General features: G+C 71.1%; 25 protein-coding genes. 18 read left to right on the top strand and 7 right to left on the bottom strand.

The annotated features are described in order from the left end of the window. Positions 1-254: 254 nt before the first annotated feature. Positions 255-1,481, top strand: a complete 1,227-nt coding sequence (locus tag ACZ7OH_RS24610; RefSeq protein WP_470282878.1) for an HNH endonuclease signature motif containing protein — start codon at positions 255-257, stop codon at positions 1,479-1,481. A 783-nt stretch (positions 1,482-2,264) separates the two neighbouring features. On the opposite strand, the gene ACZ7OH_RS24605 is transcribed toward ACZ7OH_RS24610, so the two are convergent. After that, the gene (locus tag ACZ7OH_RS24605; RefSeq protein WP_470282877.1) at positions 2,265-2,744 is read right to left on the bottom strand and encodes a hypothetical protein; all 480 of its coding nucleotides are present in this window, start codon (positions 2,742-2,744) and stop codon (positions 2,265-2,267) included. 63 nt (positions 2,745-2,807) lie between these two features. Between ACZ7OH_RS24605 and ACZ7OH_RS24600 the strand changes: the two genes are divergently transcribed. The 4 genes from ACZ7OH_RS24600 to ACZ7OH_RS24585 all read left to right on the top strand — a co-directional run bounded on the left by ACZ7OH_RS24600 (position 2,808) and on the right by ACZ7OH_RS24585 (position 7,191). Then, entirely contained in the window at positions 2,808-4,049 is a 1,242-nt protein-coding gene (locus ACZ7OH_RS24600; protein WP_470282876.1) for an aspartate aminotransferase type Ic, read from the top strand. 116 nt (positions 4,050-4,165) lie between these two features. Continuing rightward, positions 4,166-5,137: a ferritin-like domain-containing protein gene (locus tag ACZ7OH_RS24595; protein ID WP_470282895.1), complete on the top strand. Its 972-nt coding sequence runs from the start codon at positions 4,166-4,168 to the stop codon at positions 5,135-5,137. Positions 5,138-5,203: 66 nt separating this feature from the next. After that, complete coding sequence (locus ACZ7OH_RS24590; protein WP_470282875.1) at positions 5,204-6,307, top strand: FAD-dependent oxidoreductase; 1,104 nt, start codon at positions 5,204-5,206, stop codon at positions 6,305-6,307. Beyond that, the gene (locus tag ACZ7OH_RS24585; RefSeq protein WP_470282874.1) at positions 6,304-7,191 is read left to right on the top strand and encodes an aminoglycoside phosphotransferase family protein; all 888 of its coding nucleotides are present in this window, start codon (positions 6,304-6,306) and stop codon (positions 7,189-7,191) included. Before ACZ7OH_RS24590 ends, ACZ7OH_RS24585 begins: the two co-directional genes overlap by 4 nt. A 1-nt stretch (position 7,192) precedes the next feature. Here the strand turns inward: ACZ7OH_RS24585 and ACZ7OH_RS24580 are convergent, their stop codons facing one another. Beyond that, positions 7,193-8,230, bottom strand: coding sequence for a LacI family DNA-binding transcriptional regulator (locus ACZ7OH_RS24580; protein ID WP_470282873.1), 1,038 nt, complete (start codon positions 8,228-8,230; stop codon positions 7,193-7,195). Positions 8,231-8,390: 160 nt separating this feature from the next. Between ACZ7OH_RS24580 and ACZ7OH_RS24575 the strand changes: the two genes are divergently transcribed. From ACZ7OH_RS24575 to ACZ7OH_RS24560, 4 genes are read left to right on the top strand one after another with little or no spacing between them, the layout of a single operon-like run. Further along, on the top strand, positions 8,391-9,674 hold the full coding sequence (locus ACZ7OH_RS24575; protein ID WP_400889403.1) for an ABC transporter substrate-binding protein: 1,284 nt from the start codon (positions 8,391-8,393) through the stop codon (positions 9,672-9,674). Beyond that, entirely contained in the window at positions 9,674-10,594 is a 921-nt protein-coding gene (locus ACZ7OH_RS24570; protein ID WP_470282872.1) for a carbohydrate ABC transporter permease, read from the top strand. Before ACZ7OH_RS24575 ends, ACZ7OH_RS24570 begins: the two co-directional genes overlap by 1 nt. A 9-nt stretch (positions 10,595-10,603) precedes the next feature. Continuing rightward, on the top strand, positions 10,604-11,488 hold the full coding sequence (locus ACZ7OH_RS24565; RefSeq protein ID WP_400889407.1) for a carbohydrate ABC transporter permease: 885 nt from the start codon (positions 10,604-10,606) through the stop codon (positions 11,486-11,488). Between the two features lie 16 nt (positions 11,489-11,504). After that, positions 11,505-12,866 (top strand): GH1 family beta-glucosidase, encoded by a 1,362-nt coding sequence (locus tag ACZ7OH_RS24560; RefSeq protein WP_470282871.1) that lies wholly within the window; start codon positions 11,505-11,507, stop codon positions 12,864-12,866. Positions 12,867-12,869: 3 nt separating this feature from the next. On the opposite strand, the gene ACZ7OH_RS24555 is transcribed toward ACZ7OH_RS24560, so the two are convergent. After that, a complete protein-coding gene (locus ACZ7OH_RS24555; RefSeq protein WP_470282870.1) occupies positions 12,870-14,666 on the bottom strand; it encodes an AMP-dependent synthetase/ligase in 1,797 nt (598 codons plus the stop codon). A 127-nt stretch (positions 14,667-14,793) separates the two neighbouring features. On the opposite strand from ACZ7OH_RS24555, the gene ACZ7OH_RS24550 reads away from it, so the two are divergent. The 7 genes from ACZ7OH_RS24550 to ACZ7OH_RS24520 all read left to right on the top strand — a co-directional run bounded on the left by ACZ7OH_RS24550 (position 14,794) and on the right by ACZ7OH_RS24520 (position 20,127). Continuing rightward, positions 14,794-15,204: a polyketide cyclase / dehydrase and lipid transport gene (locus tag ACZ7OH_RS24550; protein WP_400889413.1), complete on the top strand. Its 411-nt coding sequence runs from the start codon at positions 14,794-14,796 to the stop codon at positions 15,202-15,204. Between the two features lie 10 nt (positions 15,205-15,214). Next, positions 15,215-16,009, top strand: coding sequence for a metallophosphoesterase family protein (locus ACZ7OH_RS24545; protein ID WP_470282869.1), 795 nt, complete (start codon positions 15,215-15,217; stop codon positions 16,007-16,009). Between the two features lie 27 nt (positions 16,010-16,036). Continuing rightward, entirely contained in the window at positions 16,037-16,471 is a 435-nt protein-coding gene (locus ACZ7OH_RS24540) for an SRPBCC family protein (protein WP_470282868.1), read from the top strand. Between the two features lie 4 nt (positions 16,472-16,475). Next, positions 16,476-17,603 carry an ArsA family ATPase gene (locus ACZ7OH_RS24535; protein WP_470282867.1) on the top strand — a complete coding sequence of 376 codons (1,128 nt, stop codon included), beginning with the start codon at positions 16,476-16,478 and terminating at the stop codon, positions 17,601-17,603. 59 nt (positions 17,604-17,662) lie between these two features. Continuing rightward, positions 17,663-18,004: a hypothetical protein gene (locus tag ACZ7OH_RS24530; protein WP_470282894.1), complete on the top strand. Its 342-nt coding sequence runs from the start codon at positions 17,663-17,665 to the stop codon at positions 18,002-18,004. Positions 18,005-18,019: 15 nt separating this feature from the next. After that, a complete protein-coding gene (locus ACZ7OH_RS24525) occupies positions 18,020-18,958 on the top strand; it encodes an ROK family protein (RefSeq protein ID WP_470282893.1) in 939 nt (312 codons plus the stop codon). Between the two features lie 326 nt (positions 18,959-19,284). Continuing rightward, the gene (locus ACZ7OH_RS24520; RefSeq protein WP_470282866.1) at positions 19,285-20,127 is read left to right on the top strand and encodes an NUDIX domain-containing protein; all 843 of its coding nucleotides are present in this window, start codon (positions 19,285-19,287) and stop codon (positions 20,125-20,127) included. Here the strand turns inward: ACZ7OH_RS24520 and ACZ7OH_RS24515 are convergent. The 3 genes from ACZ7OH_RS24515 to ACZ7OH_RS24505 are packed head-to-tail and all read right to left on the bottom strand — an operon-like array spanning position 20,124 to position 22,543. Further along, on the bottom strand, positions 20,124-21,263 hold the full coding sequence (locus ACZ7OH_RS24515) for a glutamate--cysteine ligase (protein WP_470282865.1): 1,140 nt from the start codon (positions 21,261-21,263) through the stop codon (positions 20,124-20,126). The genes ACZ7OH_RS24520 and ACZ7OH_RS24515 overlap by 4 nt on opposite strands. A gap of 12 nt (positions 21,264-21,275) precedes the next feature. Next, on the bottom strand, positions 21,276-21,779 hold the full coding sequence (locus ACZ7OH_RS24510; RefSeq protein WP_470282864.1) for a hypothetical protein: 504 nt from the start codon (positions 21,777-21,779) through the stop codon (positions 21,276-21,278). Further along, a complete protein-coding gene (locus ACZ7OH_RS24505; protein ID WP_400889427.1) occupies positions 21,776-22,543 on the bottom strand; it encodes an alpha/beta hydrolase in 768 nt (255 codons plus the stop codon). The genes ACZ7OH_RS24510 and ACZ7OH_RS24505 overlap by 4 nt, the downstream gene beginning before the upstream one ends. A 209-nt stretch (positions 22,544-22,752) precedes the next feature. On the opposite strand from ACZ7OH_RS24505, the gene ACZ7OH_RS24500 reads away from it, so the two are divergent. Then, positions 22,753-23,514 carry a lysophospholipid acyltransferase family protein gene (locus tag ACZ7OH_RS24500; RefSeq protein ID WP_470282863.1) on the top strand — a complete coding sequence of 254 codons (762 nt, stop codon included), beginning with the start codon at positions 22,753-22,755 and terminating at the stop codon, positions 23,512-23,514. 17 nt (positions 23,515-23,531) lie between these two features. Further along, positions 23,532-24,020: a polyadenylate-specific 3'-exoribonuclease AS gene (locus ACZ7OH_RS24495; protein ID WP_470282862.1), complete on the top strand. Its 489-nt coding sequence runs from the start codon at positions 23,532-23,534 to the stop codon at positions 24,018-24,020. An 82-nt stretch (positions 24,021-24,102) separates the two neighbouring features. Here the strand turns inward: ACZ7OH_RS24495 and ACZ7OH_RS24490 are convergent, their stop codons facing one another. Continuing rightward, positions 24,103-25,185, bottom strand: coding sequence for a 3-deoxy-7-phosphoheptulonate synthase (locus ACZ7OH_RS24490; protein ID WP_470282861.1), 1,083 nt, complete (start codon positions 25,183-25,185; stop codon positions 24,103-24,105). Positions 25,186-25,406 lie beyond the last annotated feature (221 nt).

The following is a 25,406-nucleotide window of genomic DNA, read 5'->3' as shown; positions in this document are numbered from 1 at the left end:
AACTCGTCCGGCACCAGCCGCTGCGACAACTCGTCCATCACAGGCCAAGATCATGCCCGCACCTCAACCAACATCCAAGTGAGACACGCTCTAAAGATACGGCTTCGCCGGGCGTGGGAAATCGGCGCTTCCTGTGGTTGCTTTCTTGCTGTGGTCGGGAGCGCCGATTCCCCACGCAACGGTGCCCCTGCGGGGCTCTGTTCGGCACCTGTTCGTGTGATGATCGTGCGTTCGGAGTCGGGTAACCTTGTTGTATGGCAACGGAAGCAGTGTGGAAGACGGATGCGACGGCCCTGGCCGATCGCATCTCCACCCTGCTCACCGTGGTGCGTAGCGCCGAGGCCGAGATCGGTGCGCTGCTGGTGGAAATCGAGTCCCGCGGGGTGACGGAACTCTTCGGTTACCGCTCGGTGGCCCGTCTCCTCGAGCATTTGGCGGACATCCCGAAGTCGGCGGCGGAGACGGTGGTCAAGCGAGCGAGGTTTGTGAACCACGGCCACCACGTCGACAGCACCCCCGCCGTGGCGCCCTTGACTGGCGCTGCCGCGGCGGAGGGTCGTCTGAGCAACCCGATGATCGACACGATCGTCGGCACCCTCACGCAGATCCCACCGGAGCAACGCGAGGACGCCGAGGGGCACCTGCTGGCCCTGGCCGAGAACGCAGGCCACAAACAGGTCGCTGCCTTGGGAGCCCGCATCGTGGCGCACCTGGACCCCGACGGCCCGGAACCAGACACCACCGAACCGGCGGTCCCCAGCCGCGAACTCTCGTTACGCCGCAAAAGAACCGGAGTATGGGAGCTGCACGGCCGTCTCGACGACGAAACGGGAACCCGAGCCAGCGCACTGCTCGACGCCCTAGCCGAACGCCGCACAGGCACCGACGAGGGCGGCGACCACCGTTCCCCGCAGGAACGCTACGGCGACGCGTTCTCCGACACGATCGACCTGGCCCTGAACTCCCCGACTTTGCCGATGCAGGCGGGCGAGCGAGCCCACGTGATGGTCGCAGTGTCCCTAAACGATCTCAAGACGGGCGTGGGCGAGGCAACCCTGGGCGACACCGGCACGATGACGGCGGCGGAGACCAGGATCCACGCGTGCGACAGCATGATCATCCCCGCGGTGCTGGGTGAGAAGAGCGAGCCGCTGAACCTGGGCCGCCTCCGCCGCCTGATCTCGGCCGGCCTGCGCCGAGCGTTGTACCTCCGCGACCGCGGCTGCGCCTTCCCGGGCTGCCACCGCCCGCCAAGGCATTGCCAGGGTCACCACATCCACCATTGGTCCGAAGGCGGCCGAACAGACCTGAACAACCTGGTCCTGATGTGCGCCCACCACCACCGGCTACTGCACCGTTCCGGCTGGGAAGTCCGCATAGCCGCCGACGGCCTCCCGGAGTTTCTCCCACCAACATTCCTGGACAAACACCGAAAACCCAGGCGCAACAACCTGCACCAACCGCTGCCATTCGCAGCCTGAGACAACCAAAGACGGGAAAGGCCCGCAGCCAACGGCTCCGGGCCTACCCGCACGTCCGCACCTGTGAGGCATAGCATCGCCCACCCAGCACTTCGCAGACCCGCACCAGGCCAACTGAAGTTCCAATTACCGACGCCAGCCACCAACCCCGGCGACAGACCCGCCCCTAACTGTCCCAGGCGGATTCGCCCTCAGCTCAGTACTTCGCCCACTGCAATCCCGTCCCGGCGCGTGTCGTGTACAACCGCCCGCGACCGTCGTTACCGTCTCAGACTGCTGCGCCCAGCCTCAGTACTTCGCTCCCGGTCGTAGTCGTCCAGGCGGATGCGCCCTGCCGCAGGACCTCGTCCACCGGAATCCCCGCCCGGCCCGTGTCCTGCGCAACCACCCGCCCGCCACCTCGCCGTTCAGACTGCTGCGCCCTGTCAGTGCCTCGCCCCACATTCCGGCCCGCGCGTCTTCTGCGCACCGTGCCCTGCCTCAGTGCCTCGACCGTCGCGAGCCCACCCGGCGGGTGTCCTGCGCAACCGCTTGCGATCGCGCCCCAACCGTCCCAGATGGATGTGCCGTACCTCAGCGCCTTCCGGCCCGCGCATGTTCGGCGCACCGCGTGCGCCCAGACCCTGGCTGTCCGGGCGGATGGGCCCGGCCTCGGCCTCGACTTTCGCGATGTCCGCCCGGCGCAATCACCTGCGCTCGCGTGCTAGCCGTCGATGCACCCGGCCTCTGCGCCTTGCCCGCCGCAATCAGCCCCGGGCGGCGTCTCCTGCGCAACCGCGTGCCCTAACCGTCCCAGACCGCTGCGCCCTGCCTCAACACCTCGACCCCCGACTCAGACGACACCGGCCACATCTCCACCACGTACCGGTAATGCTCCCCATACTCATGGTCGTTCCAGTCCACCGGGGGCGGCCCGGCCGGCACATACGACACCCGCGCCCTATACAACCCCGGCAACACCGAAAAGAACTTCTCCTGCGACGGATAGTCCGCGGGCCCGGAAATCACCAACCGACCACTCGGAACCGGAAGATCTGCTTCCACGACGTGCTCGGCGGAAGCCGACAACCCAGGCGGCCTGGGCAGCAGCGTCACTGAAGACTCCACCAGGTCCGACCGCGCCGTGGCGATCGCGATGCCGCCCGGCTCTGCCCCGATCCGGTGGGATTCGACCGCCGCTGCCGTCCAGCCGCTGCCGTCCAGGTGGGAACCCGAGTCGCGCAATGAGAACTGGCGCTGGTCGGCGTGGACTACCAAATGCACACCGATCACCCTAGCCAGGACCCGCCCCGAAATGGTATCGACGCCGGGTTTAGCGTTGACGGCATGACCACTGCTTCCGTCGACGTCGACACGGCCCGCCGCGACTACGCGGCCCTGGTCGACCGCGGCCTCTCCCTCGACATCACCCGCGGCAAGCCCTCCCCGGAGCAGCTCGATCTCGCGAACGGCCTGCTGACCCTCCCCGGTGACGGCTCCTTCAAGGCCGAGGACGGCACCGACGTGCGCAACTACGGCGGCCTCAAGGGCCTGCCCGAGCTGCGCCGCATCTTCGCCGGCGCGCTGCAGGTCCCGGCCGACCAGCTGCTCGCCGCGGGCAACTCCAGCCTCGAGCTGATGCACGACGCCGTCGTCCAGGCGCTGCTGTCGAAGCTGCCCGGGGCCGAGCGCCGCTGGGCCGACGAGCCCACCCTGAAGTTCCTCGCCCCCGTCCCGGGCTACGACCGCCACTTCGCGCTCACCGAGCGCTTCGGCATCGAGCTGGTCCCCGTCGCCATGACCGCCCAGGGGCCGGACATGGACGCCGTCGAGACGCTGGTCGCCGAGGACCCGGCCGTCAAGGGCATCTGGTGCGTCCCCAAGTACAGCAACCCCACCGGGGTCACGTTCAGTGACGACGTCGTCCGGCGGCTCGCCACCATGACCACCGCGGCGCCCGACTTCCGGATCTTCTGGGACAACGCCTACGCCGTGCACCACCTGACCGACGACGAGCCGGAGCTGGCCGACCTCCTGGCCCTGGCCACCGAGGCCGGGAACGCCGACCGCGTCTTCGTCTTCGGCTCCACCTCGAAGATCACCCACGCCGGTGCCGGCGTCGGCTTCTTCGGCGCCTCCGAGGCCAACCTCGCCTGGTGGGTCGGCAACATCGGCAAGCGCACCATCGGCCCGGACAAGGTCAACCAGCTGCGCCACGCCCTCTTCCTCGAGGACGAGGCCGGCGTCCGCGCCCACATGCGCAAGCACGCCGAGATCATCGGCCCGAAGTTCGAGGCCGTCGACCGCATCCTCACCGAGGAGCTGTCGGACCTCGCGTCCTGGACCAAGCCGACCGGTGGCTACTTCGTGTCGCTCACCGTGCCCGAGGGCACCGCGAAGGAGGTCGTGCGGCTGGCGAAGGAGGCCGGTGTCGCGCTGACCCCCGCCGGGGCGACCCACCCGCACGGGAACGACCCGGCCGACGCCGTGATCCGGATCGCGCCGACGTTCCCGAAGCTCGCCGACGTCGAGGAGGCCGTCCGCGCGCTTGCCGTGTGCGTCCGGCTCGCCGCCGCGCAACGGGCCTGACCTGCGAGAACGGAATCGGGAAGAACTTTTTCCCGATTTGACCGAGCCGGGGGCCGTCCAGGTACGTATCACCGTTGGGTGAGGTGGACGAACTCGTCACGAGAGGACGTCCCCCGGTGTTCGGAAAACGCTACACAGAGCAGCTGATCGAGCGCAGCGCGGAGAACGCGACCGACCGCCGCCGCTTCCTCAAGGCTGCGGGAGCGGCGGGACTCGGCGTCGCGGGAGCCGGTGCGCTCGGTACCGCGCTGTCGCTGGGCCTCGGCTCGGCAGGCGCGACTTCGCAGTACCCGCAGCAGAACGCGAAGGACGCCGCCGCCAGCGACGCCGCGGTGCTGAACTTCGCGCTCAACCTGGAGTACCTCGAGGCGAACCTGTACTCGTTCGCCGTCTACGGCTACGGGCTGAACGAGAAGTACGTCAACGGCGTCGGCAACCTCGGCAAGGTCTCCGGCGGGCACGCCGTGAAGTTCAAGAGCGAGCAGACCAAGCAGATCGTCCAGGAGATCGCCGGCGACGAGGTCGCCCACGTCACCTTCCTGCGCAAGGCGCTCGACAAAGCCGCCGTCGCGCAGCCCGAGATCGACTTCCAGAACAGCTTCACCGCCGCCATGCAGGCCGCGGGCGTGATCAAGGAAGGCCAGACCTTCGACCCGTTCGCGAGCGAGAACAACTTCCTGCTCGCCGCGTTCCTCTTCGAAGACGTCGGCGTGTCCGCCTACAAGGGCGCGGCGCCGCTGGTCAACAACAAGACGTTCCTCGACGCGGCGGCGGGCATCCTCGCGGTCGAGGCCTACCACGCCGGCATCGTGCGCGGACAGCTGTTCGAACGCGGCCTCGGCGACATCACGAACAAGATCTCCGACGCCCGCGACAGCCTCGACGGCAAGGCCGACGACGACGAAGGCGTGCTCAAGGACGGCAAGGCGAACCTCGTCCCCGCGGACGCGAACGGCATCGCGTTCGGCCGCTCCGCCGACCGCGTGCTCAACATCGCCTACCTCAACCCGGACAAGGTCTCCTCGGGCGGCTTCTACCCGCGCGGCCTCAACGGCGACATCGCGGCCAGTGGCGCCAAGGAGAAGTGAGCGCCGCGTGCCGCCGTCGCGGTAGGGTCGCGAACGGCGGCACGCGGAGTTCACAGGGGGCGCGGAGTGCGGGTACTGGTCGCGGGTGGCGGGATTTCCGGCACGGCCACGGCGATGGCGCTGAAACTGGCCGGGCACGACCCGGTCGTCTTCGAGGCCTACCCGGCTGGCGGGGACGACGTCGGCGCGTTCCTCACGATCATGCACAACGGCATGGACGCCCTGCGCGCGATCGGCGCCGACCAGCCGGTGATCGACAGTTCGTTCACCGCGCACGGCGTCGAGCTGGTCGCCCCGAACGGCGAGACGGTCGGCCGCCGCGAGTTCGGCACCGAAGGCCTCGACGAGCCGCGCACGCTCACCCGCGCGACGCTCTACCGCGTCCTGCAAGAGGAAGCCGCGCGCCGGGGCGTGCCGCTCGAGCGCGGCAAGCGCCTGGTGAGCGCGAAACCGGGCCCGGACGGCGTCACGGCGGAGTTCGCCGACGGCACCACCGAAACGGGTGACGTGGTGGTCGGCGCGGACGGGTTGCGCTCGGTCGTCCGGCGGCTGATCGACCCGGCCGCGGACGAGCCGCGCTACACCGGACAGACCATCGTCTACGGCTGCACGCGCGCGCCCGGCTTGCCGGAAGCGCCCGGGATCTACCGGATGGTCCGCGGCAGCAAGGCGGCCTTCGGGTTCACGACCGACCCGGACGGCGCCACGTTCTGGTTCGCCCGCATCCCCGACGCCGAGCGCTCCCGCGAGGAGATCGCGGCCGTCACCCCGGCGGGGTGGCGCGAGTTCGCGCACGCGGCGTTCGCCGGGGAACCGTTGCCCTGCGCGGACATCATCGCCGCGACGGGCGACGAGGTGTTCGGCGGGCATTCCTACGACGTCCCGGAGACGCGGATCTGGTCGACGCCCGAGATGGTGCTCGTCGGCGACGCCGCCCACGCCGCGGCCCCGGCCGACGCGCAGGGGGCGTCGATGGCGCTCGAGGACAGCGTGGTCCTCGCGCAATGCCTGCGTGACCTGCCGGACCCGGCGTCGGCGTTCGCGGCGTACGAAGGACTTCGCCGCGAGCGCGTCGAGAAGCTGGTCGCGTCGAGCGCGGGGCAGGACGTCGGCGAAAAGCCGGGCTGGGTCTACGAGCACCACATCGACTGGAGCGCGAAGATCCAGTGAGCCTCGGTCCGCCACCGCAGCGCATCACCGTCACCGCGGACCAGGTGCGTCGGCTCGTCGCCGGGCAGTTCCCGCGGTGGGCGGACCTCCCGGTGCGGCCGGTCGCGAACGGCGGCTGGGACAACCGGACCTTCCACCTCGGCGACGCGATGACCGTCCGGCTGCCCAGCGCGGCCGAATACGCCTTGGCGGTCGAAAAGGAGCAGCGCTGGCTGCCCGTGCTCGCGCCCCGGCTGCCGTTGCCGATCCCGGTCCCGCTGGCGGAAGGCCGCCCCGGCGCGGAGTACCCCTTCGCGTGGTCGATCTACCCGTGGCTGGACGGCGAGCCCGCGCGGAGTGACGCCATCGCCGACCCCGTCGGGTTCGCGGCCGACCTGGCCGGGTTCCTGGCGGCACTGCAAAGCGTCGACAGCGCCGACGCCCCTCGGCCGGGCAAGCACAACTGGTTCCGCGGCGGCACGCTGCGCACCTTCGACGACCTGGTCCAGCGCTCACTCGACGGCCACGACCTGGACGCCGAGATCTGGCGAACCGCGCTGGCCGCACCCTGGGACGGCGTCGAGCGCTGGTTCCACGGCGACGTCGCCGAGAGCAACCTCCTGCTCGCCGACGGGGAACTGGCGGCGGTCATCGACTTCGGGACGTGCGGAGTGGGCGATCCGGCCTGCGACCTGGCCATCGCGTGGACGCTGCTGACCGGCGACGGCCGGCGGACGTTCCGCGAACGGCTGTCGGTCGACGACGCGACCTGGGCCCGCGGCCGCGGCTGGGCGTTCTGGAAGACGCTGGTCACGTGCGCCCGCACCCGGGGCCGCGACGACCGCGAGGCCACGGAAGCCCGGCGCGTCCTCGACGAAATCCGCGCGGAGTACCTCGAGAGCTGACTCACGCCCCGCAGGAGTCGCGGACCACCAGTTTCGTCGGCAGCCGCACCGGGTCCGGGGCGACGCCCGTGTCGATCATCGTCAGCAGCGCGCCCGCGGCCGCCGTGCCGAAGCCCGGTTTGTCCTGGGCCACCGTCGTCAGCGCCGGGTCCACCAAGGACGCCACTTCGATGTCGTCGAACCCCACCACGGCCAGGTCGTCCGGCACCCGCAATCCCGCCGCGCGGGCCGCCAGCAGCGCGCCCACCGCCATCTCGTCGCTCGCCGCGAACACGGCCGTCGGCGGGTCCTTGCGGGCCAGCAGCCGGCGCATCCCGACGAACCCGCTCTCGCGGTAGAAGTCCCCGGTGACCACGTAGTCCTCGCGCGCCGGCAGCCCGGCCTCGGCCAGTCCGCGCAGGTAGCCGTCGGTGCGGGCCGCGGCCGGCGAATTGCCGCGCGGGCCGGTGATCGTCGCGATCCGCCGGTGCCCGAGCGCGGCCAGGTGCCGGACGGCCTCCGCCGCGCCCGCGGCGTTGTCGGACGTCACGTAGGTCGCCCGCGGTCCGGACAGCGCCACGTCCACCGCGACGCACGGCAGCCCGGACTGGGCGAACGTGCCGAACGCGTCGGCGTCCGTCCCGCTGTCGATCAGCACCAGCCCGGCCAGGTGGTGCCGGCGGGTCATGCTCACGTACGCGATCGGGTCGGCCAGCGACACGCCGGGGTTGCGGTCGCGGGCGTCGTCGCTCGTGGCGAGCAGCAGCAGGTGGTAGCCGTGCGAGCTGAGCGCGGATTTGAGGCCCAGCAACAGGTCCTGCAGAAAAGGGTGCCGCCAGCCGGGCCGCCGGTGGTCGGTGTCCCAGACCAGCCCGACCATCGCCGAGCGCTGCCGCGACAGCGCCCGCGCCGACTCGTTCGGCGAGAAGTCGAGCTCCCTGGCGACGCGTTCGACGTGCTCGCGCGTCGTCGCGCTCACCGTGGCGGGGCGGTTGAACACCCGCGACACGGTCGCGACCGAAACCCCGCAGAGCTGGGCGATCTCGCGGGCGGTGACCATGCTGACCTCCTGTGCTGTAACCGGTTACATTCGTAGCACATGATCTCTGGCTGGGTAAATGCCGAGCCGAGTTATCATTTCGTTACTTGACGGATGACCACTGGGAGCGCTCTCATGGGTCCCGCGTTTTCCGACCGGCCCGCAGAACAACGGAGATCTCATGCGCCCGAAAACGACACCCCGACGACCCCGCCTGATCGCCGTGGCGGGCGCTGTCCTGGCCGCGGTCACCGCGTTGAGCGCCTGCGGGAGCAGCGACGCCGGCGGCGGCGGGAAGGTCAAGCTCAGCCTCGGCCTCTTCGGCAACTTCGGCTACACCGACCTGATCAAGGAGTACCAGGCCGCGCACCCGGACATCGAGATCACCGAGCGGACCGCGTCCTACTCCGACCACCACAAGAACCTCGCCGCGCACCTGGCCACCGGCGGCGGCGCCGCGGACATCGAGGCGATCGACACCGGGTACGTCGCGCAGTTCAAGGCGACGCCGGACAAGTTCGTCGACCTCAACACCGTCGGCGGCGACAAGCTCAAGGACCGCTGGCTGGGCTGGAAGTGGTCGGCCTCGCTCGCCAAGGGCGGCCAGCAGATCGGCTACGGCACCGACGTCGGCGGCCTGGCGATCTGCTACCGCCGCGACCTGTTCGAGAAGGCCCAGCTGCCCGCCGACCGCGACGCCGTCTCCGCGCTCTGGCCGACCTGGCAGGCGTTCTTCGAAACCGGCAAGCGCTTCCAGGCCAAGGCGCCGAACGGCGTCAAGTTCATGGACGGCGGCCCGACCGTGCTCAACGCGATCTTCGGCCAGGCGCCGGTCGGCTACTACGACCGGAACGACCAGCTCGTCGTCGACAGCAACCCGGCCCTGCGGACCGGCTGGGACCAGGTCGTCGACGCCGTCAAGGCGAACCTCTCCGCCGGCCTGCTCTACAGCACGCCGACCTGGAACACCGGGTTCACCCAGGGCCAGTTCGCCACCGTCACCTGCCCGGCCTGGATGATGACCAAGATCAAGGACCAGGCGCCGGACACCTCCGGCAAGTGGGACGTCGCGACCGTGCCCGGCGGGGGCGGCAACTGGGGTGGGTCGTACCTGACCGTGCCGAAGCAGGGCAAGCACACCAAGGAAGCCGCCGAGCTCGCCGCCTGGCTGACCGCGCCCGAGCAGCAGGCGAAGGTGTTCACCAGCCAGGGCCTGCTGCCCTCGACGCCGTCGCTGTACGACGACCCGAAGATCACCGGCTACACCAACCCGTTCTTCAACAACGCCCCCGTGGGCAAGCTCTTCACCGACGCGGCGAAGAAGCTGAACCCCCAGTACCAGGGCCCCAAGGCCGGGGACGTGCAGACGGAGTTCGGCAACGCGATGCAGCGCGTCGAGCAGGGCAAGCAGGACGGCGCGGCGGCGTGGCAGCAGCTGGTCGGTGACGTGAAGAAGATCAAGTAATGGCGCTGACCTGGGCCGACCGGCGGCACAAGTGGGACGTCAAGCTGTCGCCGTTCGGCTTCATCAGCCCGTACTTCCTCATCTTCGGCGTCTTCGGGCTGTTCCCGCTGCTGTACACGGCTTTCGTGTCGCTGCAGGACCGGAACCTGCTCGACGCCGAGGGCGCGAAGTTCATCGGGTTCGGCAACTACGAGCAGCTGCTGTTCCACGACCCGTACTTCTGGAACGCGATGGGGAACACGGTCAGCCTGTGGCTGCTGACCACGATCCCGCAGATCCTGTTCGCGCTCGGCATCGCGCACCTGCTCAACCGCAGGCTGCGCGGGCGGACGCTGTTCCGGATGGGCATGATCCTGCCGAACATCACCTCGGTGGCGGCGGTGACGATCATCTTCGCGCAGCTGTTCGGCCGGGACTTCGGCCTGGTCAACTGGGTGCTGAGCTGGTTCGGCGGCGGGCACGTCGACTGGCAGGCCGGCACGGCCAGCTCGCACACCGCCATCGCGTCGATGGTGGTGTGGCGCTGGACCGGCTACCACGCGCTGATCTTCCTCGCGTCGATGCAGGCGATCCCGTCGACCATGTACGAGGCGGCCACCCTCGACGGCGCCAAGGGGTGGCAGCAGTTCTGGCGGATCACCGTCCCGCTGCTGCGGCCGCAGATCATCTTCTCCACGGTGATCGCGACGACCGGGAACATGCGGCTGCTGGCCGAGCCGCTGCTGTTCAACCCCGGCACGGCGGCCGCCACCGGCGGGTCGGACCGGCAGTTCCAGACCGCCGCGCTCTACCTCTACGAGCAGGGCTTCACCAAGTACGACTTCGGCTACAGCTCGGCGATCGCGCTGATCCTGGCCGTCGCCACGATGCTCGTCGCGGGCCTGTCGTACCTGGTGACCCGGCGCATCCAAACGGACTGAGGAGCGGACATGACCACCGTGCTGACCCCGGCGGCACCCGCGCCGCCGGCGGCCCCCGGACGGACCCGGCGGCTCGTGCGCCGGGTCGCGAGCCCGTGGACCTACGCCGCGCTGATCGCGATCCTGGCCGGCTCGGCGTTCCCCGTGTACTGGTCGTTCGTCGTCTCCTCGCAGACGACGGAAGCCGTCGGCAGCGTGCCGCCGGTGCTCGTCCCCGGCGGGCACCTGTTCGAGAACATCGCCCGCGTCTTCGACGAGACGGACTTCGCGCTGGCGCTGGGGAACTCGCTGATCGTCGCGGGCACGATCACCGTGTCGGTGGTGCTGTTCTCGACGCTCGCCGGGTTCGCCTTCGCCAAGCTGAAGTTCCGCGGCCGGACCGTGCTGCTGCTCATCGTGGTCGCCACCCAGGCGATCCCGACCGAGCTGGGCGTCGTGCCGCTGTACATGATGATGGCCGACTTCGGCTGGGCCGGGCAGCTGCAGGCGGTCATCGTGCCCGGCCTGGTCACCGCGTTCGGCGTGTTCTTCATGCGCCAGTACTTCGAACGCGCGCTGCCGCTGGAACTGCTCGAAGCCGGGCGGATGGACGGCTGCGGCTCGCTGCGGCTGTTCTGGCACGTGGCCCTGCCGGCCGCCCGTCCGGCCGCGGCCGTGCTCGGGCTGTTCACGTTCATGCAGGCGTGGAACGACTTCTTCTGGCCGCTGGTGGTGCTGGTGCCGGAGAACCCGACCGTCCAAACGGCACTGTCCACTCTGGCCAGTGGCTACACCACCGACTACACGCTCGTGCTCACCGCCGCGACCATCGGCACCGTCCCCGTCCTGCTCGTGTTCCTGCTGTTCGGCCGCCAGATCGTCGGCGGCATCATGCAGGGCGCGCTCAAGGGCTGACCTCCCGGAGCTCACTGTGACTTCCAGCTTCCCGCCCGGCTTCCGCTGGGGCGTCGCGACCTCGGCGTTCCAGATCGAGGGCGCCACCGCCGCGGACGGCCGCGGACCGTCCATCTGGGACACCTTCGCCGCGGTACCCGGCGCGGTGGCCGGCGGCGACACCGGCGAGCCGGCGGCGGACCACTACCACCGCTGGCGCGACGACCTCGCCCTGCTCCGCGAACTGGGCGTCGACTCCTACCGGTTTTCGGTGTCCTGGCCGCGGGTGCAGCCGGACGGGCGCCGCTTCGAGCGCCGCGGCCTCGGCTTCTACCGGCGGCTCGCGGAGGCGTTGCGGGAGCAGGGGGCCGAGCCGTTCCTGACGCTGTACCACTGGGACCTGCCGCAGGCGCTGGAGGAGGAAGGGGGCTGGCGGTCCCGCGACACGGCGCACCGGTTCGCCGAGTACGCGTCGCTGGTGCACGAGGAGCTGGGCGACGTCGTCGACCACTGGACGACGCTGAACGAGCCGTACCCGTGCGCGGTCGCGGGCTACGGCGAGGGGCGTCACGCGCCGGGCGCGCGCGAGGGGCACGGCGCGCTCGCGGCCGCGCACCACCTGCTGCTCGGGCACGGCTTGGCCGTGCAGGCGATGCGGGCGCAGGCGACGCCGCAGCACCAGTTCGGGATCGTGCTCAACCAGTCGCCCGTGGTCCCGGTGACGGACTCGGCCGCCGACGCCGCGGCGGCCGCGCGGCAGGACACGCTGCTGCGCCGCCAGTTCACCGACCCACTGTTCGGCGGCCGGTACGCCCCGGGCCTGGCGGCGATGTTCAGCGGCGTCTCGGACTTCTCGTTCCGCCTCGACGGCGACCTGGAGACGATCGGCGCGCCGCTGGACTACCTGGGCGTCAACTACTACTACCGGCTGCACGTGGCGGACGCGCCGCACCGCGAGCCCGACCCGGCGCTGCGCACGGTGGCCGACATCGGCGTGGACACGACGCAGGTGCCGGACGTCCCGCGCACGGGCATGGGCTGGCCGGTGGAGCCGGAGGGGCTGACGGAAGCGTTGGTGGGCTTGCACAATCGCTACCCGGAGCTGCCACCGATGTACGTGACGGAGAACGGCTGCGTGTACGCGGACCGAAGTGATTTCGCCGACTACGAGCGCATCACGTTCCTGAACGAGCACATCGAGGCGGCCCACACGGCCGCGGCGGCGGGGGTCGACCTGCGGGGGTACTTCTGCTGGTCCCTGCTGGACAACTTCGAGTGGGCCCACGGGTACAAGCACCGGTTCGGCCTGGTGCACGTGGACTACGCGACGCAGGCCCGCACGCCGCGGGCGAGTTTCCGCTGGTACCGCGACTTCGTCGCGGCCCAGCGGCTCGAGTGACGCTTACTTCTTGTACAGACCTTCGATGTCGTTCGCGTAGTTCTTCGTGACCACGTTGCGCTTCAGCTTCAAGCTCGGCGTGATCTCGCCGCCGGCCTCGGTGAAGTCGTTGGCCAGCACCGTGAACTTCTTGATCGCCTCGGCCTTGGACACCGACTTGTTCGCCTCGTCGACCGCGGCCTGGATCTCCGCGAGGAGGTCCGGGTCGGCGGCGAGGTCCGCCACCGTGGCCGAAGCGGGCTTGCCGTGCTGGGACTTCCACGACGGGAAGTACTCCTCGTCCACCGTCACCAGCGCCGCGATGAACGGGCGCTGGTCGCCGACCACCATCGCCTGGCTGACCAGCGGGGCCGCCTTGATCGTGTCCTCGAGGCCGGACGGGGCGACGTTCTTGCCGCCCGCCGTGACGATGATCTCCTTCTTGCGGCCGGTGATCTTCAGGAATCCTTCGGAGTCCAGCTCGCCCAGGTCGCCGGTGTGGAACCAGCCGTCGGTCAACGCCTCGGAAGTCGCCTGCGGGTTGTTGTAGTACGCCCGGAACACGACGTCGCCCTTGAGCATCACTTCACCGTCGTCGGCGATGCGGACCGACGTGCCGTTGACCGGCTTGCCGACCGTGCCGACGCGGAACGCCGTCTGGGTGTTGACGTTCGCCGCCGCGGAGGTCTCGGTGAGGCCGTAGCCCTCGAACACCGGGACGCCGATGCCGCGGAAGAAGTGCGCCAGCCGCGCGCCCAAAGGCGCGCCGCCCGAAACCGCCGCGACGCAGCGGCCGCCGAGGGCCGCGCGCAGCTTGCCGTAGACGAGCTTGTCGAACGCCAGGTGCTTGAGCTTCAGCGCGAAGCCGGCGCCGCCGGCGTCCTGCGCCTGGCTGTACTCGACCGCGACCGCCTCGGCGGCGTCGAAGATCTTGCCCTTGCCGTCGCCGTGGGCCTTCTGCTTCGCCGAGTTGTAGACCTTCTCGAACACGCGCGGCACCGCGACGACGAACGTCGGGCGGAACGTGCCCAGGTCGGCGACCAGGTTCTTGACGTCCGGGGTGTGCCCGAGGGTGACGCGGGCGGTGAGTGCGGTCACGGCGATCGCGCGGGCCAGCACGTGCGCCAGCGGCAGGAAGCACAGCAGCGAGTTGCCCTGCTCCATCAGCTGCGGGAACGCCTCGATGTCGGCGCGGATCTCGGCCAGCAGGTTGCGGTGGGTCAGCTCGACGCCCTTGGGGCGGCCGGTGGTGCCCGAGGTGTAGACGATGGTGGCGAGCTCGTCGGCGGTGACCTCGCGGCGGCGCTCGTGCAGCTCGTCGTCGGAGAGCGACGCGCCCAGCGCGGCCAGCTCTTCGACGGCGGGGGAGTCGCCCTCGATCTGCCACGTGTTGTCCAGCTCGGTGAGCCGGTCGCGGATCTCCTCGACGGCGCCGCGGTGGCCGTTCGTCTCGACGAACACGCCCTTGGCGGCCGAGTCGGAGAGGATCCAGTACACCTGCTCGGGCGACGACGTGTCGTAGATCGGCACCGTCACCGCGCCCGCCGCCCAGATCGCGAAGTCGATCAGCGTCCACTCGTACCGGGTCTTCGACATGATCGCGACGCGGTCGCCGCGGCCGATCCCGGCCTTCGCCATGCCCTTGGCCACGGCCAGCACCTGGCCGGCGAACTCCTTGGCCGTGACGTCCAGCCAGGTCCCGTCGACCTGGCGGCGGAAGCTCACCACGTCCGAGAACCGCTCGGCGTTCGCCCAGACGACGTCGGACATGTTCTCGTCGTCGGCCACCGGCTTCCCGGCGGGAGCGCTGTATTCGCGCACGTGGACCTCCGTGTTCAACGCGTGCGGTGGGCGACACCGCTGTTACCCGCCAGTCAACTTAGCGTGGTGAGCACCTTAAGACCATGCTGATCGACCCCGCACAGCGAGGGCGTGACATTCTTCGCACGTGAACGCACCGCCCGCCATCGACGTCGTCGACGAGACGTTTCTCGCGGTCCCGCCGTCCACCGTGGCCGCCGTTTTCGCCGATCCCAAGTCGTGGACGCGGTACTGGCCCGACCTGGTCCTGGAGGTCTACACCGACCGGGGGGACAAGGGCCTGCGCTGGACCGTGCGCGGCGCGCTCGTCGGTACGATGGAGGTCTGGCTCGAGCCGGTGCTCGACGGCACCCTGCTGCACTACTTCCTGCGGGCGACCCCCGCCGACGCGGCCGGGACGCCCCGGGCACTGGCGCCGCGCGACCTGCGCCGGGAGTTCGACCGGCGGGCCCGCGCGGCGAAGGGGATCGCACTCGGGCTCAAGGAGATCCTGGAGGACGGGCGCGAGCCCGGCGTTCCTCCGCGAACGGACAGCTAGGGGGCCAGGGGTGCGGGTACACGTCGTCTCGGACGTGCACGGCAACGCGGACGCGTTGAAGCGGGCGGGGGACGGGGCCGACGCCCTGGTCGTGCTCGGCGACCTGATCGACTTCGTCGACTACCGCGACCACGAGAAGGGCATCATGGGTGCCCTGTTCGGCGCGGAGAAGGTCGGCGAGTTCGCCCGCCTGCGCCGCGAGGGCACCCGTGACGAAACCGTTGCCTACTCCCGGACGCTCTGGGCGAGCCTCGACGACCCGGCGAGCGCCGTCGACGAGGCCATCCGCACCCAGTACGCGGCCCTCTTCGCGGCGATGACCGCGCCCACCTACGCCACCCCCGGCAACGTCGACACCCCGGCGCTGTGGCCCGAGTTCGCCGGCGAGGGCATCCGCGTCCTCGACGGCGAGGTGGCCGAGCTCGGCGGCCTGCGGTTCGGGTTCGTCGGCGGCGCGCTGCTGCCCGACGGCGTCGTCCCGCGCCGCCGCAAGGGCGCCGCCTGGCGTCCCTACCTGCGGGATCGCGAGGACTACGACGCGAGTGTGGCCGCGCTCACCGACGTCGACGTGCTCTGCACCCACGGCCCGCCGGCCCTGCCCGAGCTGACCTACGACGTCGTCGCGCGCCGCAGCGAGATCGGCTCGACGGCGCTGCTGGAGCTGATCCGCACCCAGCGGCCGCGCTGGTCGGTGTTCGGCCACGTCCACCAGCCCCTGTCCTCGCGCGCCCGGGTCGGCCTGACCGAGTGCCGCAACGTGGGTCACTTCAAGGAGACCGGGCAGCCCTACGTGCTGCGTTGGTGACGGGCCGCGGCGGCTACGCTTCGTCCCATGGCCGAGCAGTCCACACAGTCCATCGAGGTCGACGCCGAGCCCACCCGGGTGATGGCCGTGATCGCCGACTTCCCCGCGTACCCGGAATGGGCCAAGGCCGTCCGGCAGACCGAGGTCCTCGACACCGACGGTGAGGGGCGCGCCAAGCAGGTCAAGCTCACGCTCGACGCGGGCCCGATCAAGGACGTCTACACCCTCGAGTACGACTGGGACGGTGACGGCCTCGGCGTCAGCTGGCACCTGGTCAAGGGCCAGATGCAGAAGGCGCAGAACGGCCGGTACGCGCTGGAGGACCTCGGCGGCCGCACGCGCGTGACGTACACGCTGTCGGTCGAGCTGGCGCTGCCGATGATCGGGCTGCTGCGCCGCAAGGCCGAGAAGATGGTCATGGACACCGCGCTCAAGGAGCTGAAGAAGCGGGCCGAGGGGTAGCCGCGTGCGGATCCTGCTGTTCACCGGCAAGGGGGGTGTCGGGAAGACCACGCTGGCCGCGGCCACCGGCGCCGCGCTCGCCGCCCGCGGCAGGAAGACCCTCGTCGTGTCCACCGACCCGGCGCACTCGCTCGGCGACGCCTTCGGTCACACCCTCGGCGCCGAACCGTCCGAAGTGGACGCCCTGCTGTCGGCCGTGCAGATCGATTCGCGGACGCTGGTGGACACGACCTGGCACCGGCTGCGCGCCGAGCTGCAGTCGGCGTTGTCCGGCGCGGGCCTGGACACCCTGGACGCCGAAGAGCTCACCGTGCTGCCCGGCGTCGACGAGCTGCTCGCCCTCACCGAGGTCCGCCGGCTGGCCGAAGAAGGGCCGTGGGAGACCATCGTCGTCGACTGCGGGCCGACGGCGGAGACGCTGCGGCTGCTTTCCCTGCCCGAAGCCGTGTCGGGCTACCTGACCCGCGTGTTCGGCCGCCGGGTCACGGACTCCGTGCGCCGGCTGGGCGCCCACCTCGACGGACTGCGCGCGCTGCTGACCGAGCCGTCGGTGACGACGGTCCGGCTGGTGCTGACGCCGGAGCGGGTGGTCGTCGCCGAGGCACGCCGGACGCTCAGCTCCCTGGCCCTGCGCGGCATCGCCGTCGACGGGCTGATCGCCAACCGGCTCATGCCCGCGCCCGGGTTCTGGCGCGGCGGCGCCGCGTCGTGGCTGCGCACGCGCCGGATCCAGCAGGACGCCGTGCTGGCCGAGCTCTCCGAAGCCGGGTTCGAGACGGTGTCGCGCGTCGAGCACCGGGCAGTCGAACCGGTCGGGCTGCCCGCGCTGCTGGAGATCGCCGCCGAGCTCTACCGCGGCGGCGACCCCCTGGCCGGCGACGGCACCCCCGTCACCCCGCTGCTGCGCGTGCGGCCGGCGCCGGACGGGTACACGCTGCGCATCGCGATCCCGCTCCGGCGGGACGCCGAGGTCGACCTCGCCCGCGTCGACGACGACCTGGCGATCACCGTGGACGGCTTCCGCAGGCTCATCGCCCTGCCGGAGTCGCTGCGGCCGTGCCGGATCACCGGCGCGGAATCCGACGCCGACGGCCTGGTCGTGTACCTGGCCGGGAACCGGGGACGCGGGTGAGCGAAGAGACGGGGGCCGACGGGCCGAAGCTGGCCGAGGAGATCCGCCTGCTCGTCGAGATGGTCGTGGAGAAGGCGGCGCCGTGGCTGGAGGGCGTCGTCGCCGCCGGGCACGGGGACCCTGACCAGGCGAAACCGGACGGCTCGGCGTGCGGCTGGTGCCCGCTGTGTGCGATCGTCGCCGTGGTGCGGGGTGAGCGTCCGGAGTTCGCGGCTCGCTTGCTGGAACAGCTGGCCCAGCTGGTGGCGTTGCTCCGGGCGGTGCTCGCGGACCGCTGGGAGCCGGACGAGGGCGTGCACATGCCCGGGTTCCGGCCGGCGCCGCGGCCCCCGGCGGACGCCGCGGTCTCGGTGCGGGTGCAGCACATCACCGTCCGCAGGCGCGACGAGTGGGAGAGCTGAGTGCGGACGATAGGGGTGGACGTCGGCGGGACGAGCGTCCGGGCCGGCGTGGTGGACGAGCGCGGCTCCCTGCTGGACACGGCGCGCGTCGCGACGCCGAGCGAGGAAGGCGTGCTCGAGGACGCCATCGCGGGCGTGGTCGAGGACCTGCGCAACCGGCACGAGGTGGCCGGTGTCGGCTTGGCCGTGGCCGGGTTCGTGGCCCGCGACCGCCGCTCGGTGATGTTCGCGCCGCACCTGGCCTGGCGCGGCGCGCCGGTCGCGGACCGGATCGAGAAGCGCGTCGGCCTGCCGGTACTGCTGGAGCACGACGTCAACGCGGCGATGGTGGGCGAGCACCGCTTCGGCGCGGCCCGCGGCGCCCACGTGGCGGCGCTGGTGGCGCTGGGCACGGGCATCGGCGCGGGCCTGCTGCTGGACGGCAAGCTGTTCCGTGGCGCGTACGGCGTGGCGCCCGAGCTGGGCCACCTGACGGTGGTCCGCGGCGGCCGGCCGTGCCCGTGCGGCAAGTACGGCTGCTGGGAGCGCTACTGCAGCGGAACGGCCCTGGCGGCGACGGCGGTGGAGCTCCTGGCGCGGCACCCGGGCCGGTCGACGGTGCTGGCCCCGCAGGTGGCGGGCGACCCGGGCTCGGTGACGGGCCGGCGAGTGGCCGGCGCGGCTCGTGACGGTGACCCGATCGCCCAGCTGGCGATGGCGGAGCTGGCCAAGTGGCTGGGCGAGGGCCTGGCCCTCGTGGCGGACGTGTTCGACCCGGAGATCATCGTGATCGGCGGGGGAGTGTCGGAGTCGGCCCCGCTGTTCCTGGACGAGGCCCGCGAGCACTACGCGGGCGCGATCACGGGGGCGAGGCACCGGCCGCTGGCCCGCATCCGCACGGCCCACCTGGGCGACGACACAGCGATCGTGGGCGCGGCGGCGCTGGCTCTGGAAGCGGCCAAGACCCCGGTCTGACCCGGCCGAGGCGTGTGGGCGGCCGCCCCGATGCGGCGACCTGCGCGTTCGTCGGAGTTGTGGATGGTGCCCCGGCGCCGCGGTCCGCTCGAGCGGAACTGTCGGTGCCTCCCGGTAGCGTGGAAATCGGGGGCTGCTCGGAACGGGCGCCCACGTTCGGCGATCGTCACCTGGTCCCGTGGCCTGCGGGGGGTGTGGGCTCCGTCCACGTTCCGGTCCGTCTGCTGCCGTGGCCTTTCCCGTGAGCTCTTCGCCCGCGGCCGCCGGGAGCGAGTCCGGCTTCCGCTGACCGGCGATCCGCGGCCGACCTGTGACAGGCTGGACCGGTGAGTGCCCCGTCCGCGAGCGTCTTCGTCAAGTGTTCCTGCGGGCACCTGCACTGGGGCCGCTACGGGGCCGCCGGCCTGCTGCTCGTCGATCCCGCGCGGGGCGTTCTCCTGCAGCGCCGGGCCTGGTGGGTGCACCACGGCCGCACCTGGGCACTGCCCGGCGGTGCCATCGAAGCCGGCGAGACCGCCGTGACCGCCGCCGCCCGCGAAGCCTTCGAAGAAGCCTCCGTTCCCGCCGATGCCTTCCGAGCGGTGTCGGCCTCCGTGGTGGACCATGGGGACTGGAGCTACACCACCGTGCTCGCCCTCGCCGACGGCGCCGAGGCGCGAGTCGCCAACACCGAAAGTGCGGAGGTGCGCTGGGTGGACCCCGACGACGTGCCCGGCTACCGGCTGCACCGCGACTTCGCGGCCGCCTGGCCGGCCCTGCGCGACCGCGTCGGGCAGGAGCTCGTCCTCGTCGTCGACGGCGCCAACGTCGTCGGCTCGCGGCCGGACGGCTGGTGGCGCGACCGCCACGGCGCCGCCGAGCGCCTGCGCGACCAGCTCGCGAAACTCGCCGAAGCCGGCGTGCCCGACCCCGCCGACGCCACCGTGTCCTGGTGGCCCCGGATCATCCTGGTCGTCGAAGGCAAGGCCAAGCACGTCACCAGCACGCCAGGTGTCGAGGTCGTCGCCGCGGACACCGACGGCGACTCGAAGATCGTCGAGGTCGTCGCGCAGCAGAAGGGCAAGACCCTCGTCGCGACGGCCGACCGGGAGCTGAAAGGACGCGTCGAAGCCCTCGGCGCGTCGATCCTCGGCCCCGGCACGCTCCGCAGTCAGCTCGACAAGCTCTAATCCTTCGGGATGCCGTCGCGCATCTCGGCGACCAGCGACGCCATCACGGCCTTGAGGCTGCCCTTGTGCGCCTCGGCGACCGCCCGCTGCCGCCGGTAGCTCGGCCCGTACTTCAAGATCGTCTCGACGTCCCGAAGCTCGGCCACGCAGTCGAGCCGCCGCGCCACCGGCTCCAGCCGGTCCAGCAGGTCGGCGACGTCGTCGGTGACCAGCCGCTCGCGCCCGGCCGCGTCGAGGACGACGATCGCGTCGGTGCCGTAGCGGGCCGCGCGCCACTTGTTCTCCTGGACGTGCCACGGCGGCAGCGTGGGCAGGATCTCGCCGTCGTCGAGGCGCTCGCTGAAGTCGTCGACCAGGCACTGCGTCAGCGCCGCGATCGCGCCGACCTCCTCCAGCGTCGGCAGCCCGTCGCAGACGCGCATCTCGATCGTGCCCAGGTGCGGCGCCGGCCGGATGTCCCAGCGGATCTCGGAGAAGTGGTCGATCACGCCGGTGGTGAACATGTCCTCGACGTAGCTCTCCAGCTCCGCCCACTTCCGGAACTGGAACGGCAGCCCGGCCGTCGGCAGCTGCTGGAACATCAGCGCGCGGTTCGACGCGTACCCGGTGTCCTCGGCGCCCCAGTACGGCGACGACGCCGACAGCGCCTGCAGGTGCGGCGCGTAGTTCAGCAGCGCGTCCAGGATCGGCAGGACCTTGTCGCGGTGGTCGACCCCGACGTGGATGTGCACGCCGTAGATCAGCATCTGCCGGCCCCACCACTGGGTCCGGTCGATCAGCTTCGCGTACCGCTCCTTGTCGGTGACCTTCTGCTGGTACCAGTTCGAGAACGGGTGCGTCCCGGCCGAGAACATCTCGACGCCGAGCGGGTCGGCGACGCCGTGCAGCACGTCGAGCGATCCGGCGAGGTCGGCCTTGGCCTCGGCGATCGTGTCGCAGACGCCGGTGATGACCTCGATGGTGTTGAGCAGCAGCTCCTGCTTGATCTTCGGGTGCTCGGCCCGCCCGTCGGGCCGGACGGCCTCGAGGATCTGCTCGGCGACCGAGGACAGCTCACCGCTGCGCCGGTCCACCAGGCCGAGCTCCCATTCCGCGCCGACGGTCGATCGCCGCGAAGGGCTGAACTCGATGCGCATCGTTTCGGCGGGTCAGACCTGGGCGCCGTTGCTGGGGTCGGCGCCGGGCGGCGGACCCTGCCGGACGCGCAGCAGCAGCAACGCGATCGACGTCGCGAGCGCGAGGATGCCCAGCGGCGTCGCCACCGTCGGGCCCACGCCGATCGCGCCGGGCAGGATCAGCAGGAACAGCCCGGACAGGAAGAGCAGCAGGATGAGGAACGCGCCCATCTTCGGCCGCGGCAGGGGCGGCGGCTCCGGCGGGACGTAGTGCTCGTCGTCGCCGGCCGGGTCGTCGGAGAACATCGTGGTGTCCCACGTCGTGCCCCCGGACCGCCAGCCGGGTTCCGGCGGGGTGTCCGCGGCCGGCGGCTCCACCGGCCGCTCCGGCGTCTTGCGCTGCTCGGGCTCCGTGCTCACCGCGGTGTCGGCGGTGTCGTCCTCTTCGGGGAGCCCGAACCCATCGGCCCGCAGGTCGGCGACGATCTCGGCGAACGTCGCGTCGACGTCCTCCGGCCCGTCCTTCCCCCGGCTCATGCGGTCTCCTCGGGTTGTGCGGCGTGCGCCTTCGCGAACTCGACGCTACGCGTGAAGATGACCTCGGCGTCGTTGTCCTGCGTCGCGACGTGGTAGCTGTTCTCCAGCACCACCTCGGTGACGTCGGTGCTCGACACCCCCTGCAGCACCAGCTGCGAGTTCACCGGCTCGACGACGTGGTCCACCGACGAGTGCAGCAGCAGCACCGGCTGCGTGACCTTGCCCAGGTCCGCGCGCACGACCGCCCACAGCTTCGCCAGGCTCGCCGCGGCCCGCACGGGCGTGCGCGGGTAGGCCAGCTCCGTCTCGCCCGGCTTCTTGATGTCGTTCGCGATCGCCGGCACCGACGGCACGATCCGGCCCAGCACCGGCAGCAGCTTCGTGTCCCACTTCAGCCGCGTCACCGACGGGTTGACCAGGACGATCCCGGCGATCCGATCGCCGAACTCCTCGGCCAGGCGCAGGGTCAGCGTGCCGCCCATCGACAGGCCGCCGACGAACACGGTCTTGCACGTCGACAGCAGCGCGAGCAGCGCCTCGCGGACGGCGCCGTACCAGTCTTCCCACGTCGTGCGGTTGAGGTCGGGCCAGCGGGTGCCGTGCCCCGGCAGCAGCGGGCAGCGCACCGTGAACCCGGCCCCGGCCAGGTGGTCACCCCAGGCCCGCATACTCGCCGGGGTACCGGTGAACCCGTGGCAGAGCAGGAACCCGGTCTCGGCCGAACCGGTGTGGCCGAACGGTTCCGCGCCGGCGAGCACGCCCATGCGATCGCCTTCCGTGTGAGCGGTGGATTCGTCCATGCTCTCACGGCTCGCGCGCGTTGTGGGGCTCCGCCCGGGCCCGGAATTCCCTGTGAGATCGATCGCTGCCCGGTGGTAACCGGGTGGTCTCCGTTGTGCGGCGGCCACCGGGCTTCGTAGGCTGTTCGGCGCGGGTGACAGGGGTCGGGCTGTGATGGAGGACTGAGGTACCGGTGCTGTACTGGCTCATGAAGTGGGTATTCATCGGACCGCTGCTCAAGACGCTGTGGCCGACCAAGGTCGTCGGCGCGGAGAACATCCCCGAGACCGGGGGTGCGATCCTGGCGGGCAACCACCTGGCGGTCGCGGACTCGTTCTTCATGCCGCTGCGGGTCAAGCGCAAGGTGACCTTCCCGGCCAAGTCCGAGTACTTCACCGAGCCCGGCTTCAAGGGCCTGCTCAAGAAGTGGTTCTTCACCGGCGTCGGCCAGTTCCCGATCGACCGGTCCGGCGGCAACGCGGCGCAGGCCGCGCTCGACACCGCGACCCGGCTGGTCAAGGACGGGCACCTGCTCGGCATCTACCCCGAGGGCACCCGCTCCCCGGACGGCCGCCTGTACAAGGGCAAGACCGGCGTCGCCCGGATCGCCCTGGAGTCCGGCGGCGTCGTGGTCCCGGTGGCGATGATCGGCACGGACAAGGTCAACCCCATCGGCTCCAAGATGTGGTGGCCACGCCGTCTCGAGGTCCGCTTCGGCAAACCCCTGGACTTCTCGCGGTACGAGGGCCTCGCGGGCGACCGCTTCATCGAGCGGTCGATCACCGACGAGATCATGTACGCGCTGATGGAGCTGTCCGGCCAGGAGTACGTCGACATCTACGCGGCGAAGGCCAAGGAACTGCTGGCCGCCGAGGCGGCCGGGGTGAAGCCGGACGTGCCGGCCCAGCCGGCGGCCCGCGACGCGGCCCGGGTGCCCGAATCCAAGGTCGGCTGACCCACTACTGTTCACCAGTGCGTTTTTTCTACGACACCGAGTTCATCGAAGACGGCGTGACGATCGACCTGGTCTCCATCGGTGTCGTCGACGAGCGGGGCCGCGAGTTCTACGCGGTGTCGACGGAGTTCGACCCGTCGAAGGCCGGCCAGTGGGTCCGCGACAACGTCCTGGACAAGCTGCCGTCGCCGGCGGACCGGGCGTGGCGCAGCCGCGAGAAGATCCGCACCGACCTGCTGGAGTTCTTCGGCAAGCCCCCGGGCGGCATCGAGCTGTGGGCGTGGTTCGCCGCGTACGACCACGTGGCGCTGGCCCAGCTGTGGGGCCCGATGCCGGCGCTGCCCCGCCAGCTGCCGAGGTTCACTCGCGATCTGCGCCAGCGGTGGGAGGACGCCGGCAAGCCGAAGCTCCCGGCGGCCCCCACCGACCAGCACGACGCCCTGGCGGACGCGAAGCACAACTTGGCGCGGTGGGAAGTCATCGAGGAGTACTTCCACCGCCGCTGACGGCGGTCCGGTGCGCAGGGCCCGGAATTGTCGGGGGTCCCCGGTAACGTGAAAACCGGGGGACCCCCAGGCCGGGGACCTCTCAGCGGCGCGCCCGCACCGCCGTGGCCAGCTCGTCGAGCAGCGGGGCCGTGTCGTCCCACGCCAGGCACGCGTCCGTGATCGACTGCCCGTACGTCAGCTCGTCCGCGTGCCCCAGCGAGAGGTCCTGCCGCCCCGCCGCCAGGAAGCTCTCCATCATCAGCCCCGAGATCCCGCGCTCACCCGACGAGATCCGCTCGGCCAGCTCGCGCACCACGGCGGCCTGCCGCACGTGGTCCTTGCCGCTGTTGCCGTGCGAAGCGTCGATGATCACCCGCTCCGGCAGCCCCGACTTCGCCAGCCGGGCCAGGGTGTTCGCCACCGTCGCGGCGTCGTAGTTCGGGCCGCCGCTGTGGCCGCGCAGGATCACGTGGCAGTCCGGGTTGCCCGCCGTCGTCAGCAGGGCCGCGAGGCCGTCGGTGTTGATGCCCGGGAACACGTGGCTCGCCGCCGCCGCGCGGGTCGCGTCGACCGCCACCTGGACGTCGCCCTCGGTCGAGTTCTTGATGCCCACCGGCATCGACAGCGCGCTGCACAGCTGGCGGTGCACCTGGCTCGCCGCCGTCCGCGCTCCGATCGAGCCCCACGTCACGATGTCGCTGATGAACTGCGGCGTGATCGGGTCGAGGAACTCGCACCCGACCGGCAGGCCCAGCTCGGAGACGTCGAGCAGCAGCTTGCGCGCCAGCCGCAGGCCCTTGTTGACGGCGAACGTGCCGTCGAGGTCCGGGTCGTTGATCAGGCCCTTCCAGCCCAGCGTGGTGCGCGGCTTCTCGAAGTACACGCGCATCACGATGTGCAGGTCGTCGCGGAGTTCGTCGGCCTTCGCGGCCAGCCGGCGGGCGTAGTCGAGCGCGGCTTCCGGGTCGTGCACCGAGCACGGGCCGACGACCACGAGGAGCCGGTCGTCCCGGCCGTCGAGGATGTCGACCGTCTCGGCGCGGCCCTGCCGCACGACTTTGGCGACGGCGGCGCCGACGGGATGGTCCTCACGCAGCAGCGCGGGCGAAATGAGCGGACTGATCGACGTGGTGCGCGCGGCGTCGAGGTCGCCGATGGCGGCGGGTCCGGCGGAGAGCGTCATCGCGGGGGTGTTCCTTCCTGGTGGACACCGACCCGCGGAGGATTCGCCGAGCCGGTTCGGAAATCCGGCTCGGGGTGGGAGTCAGCGCAGGTTCACGCCGCCGTGCCCACCCGGGGCCGGCTTCGTAAACCAGAAATAGCGCTGCACGTGGTCAACGTAGCACACAGCGGAGCCGGACCGATTCTCCAGGTGGTCCGGGCTGCACCGATCAAGACGTTTGC

The organism is Amycolatopsis sp. NPDC114478, from assembly GCF_055633805.1.
Note: the sequence above shows the minus strand (reverse complement) of the source record. Positions and strands in the feature narration are given on the sequence as shown.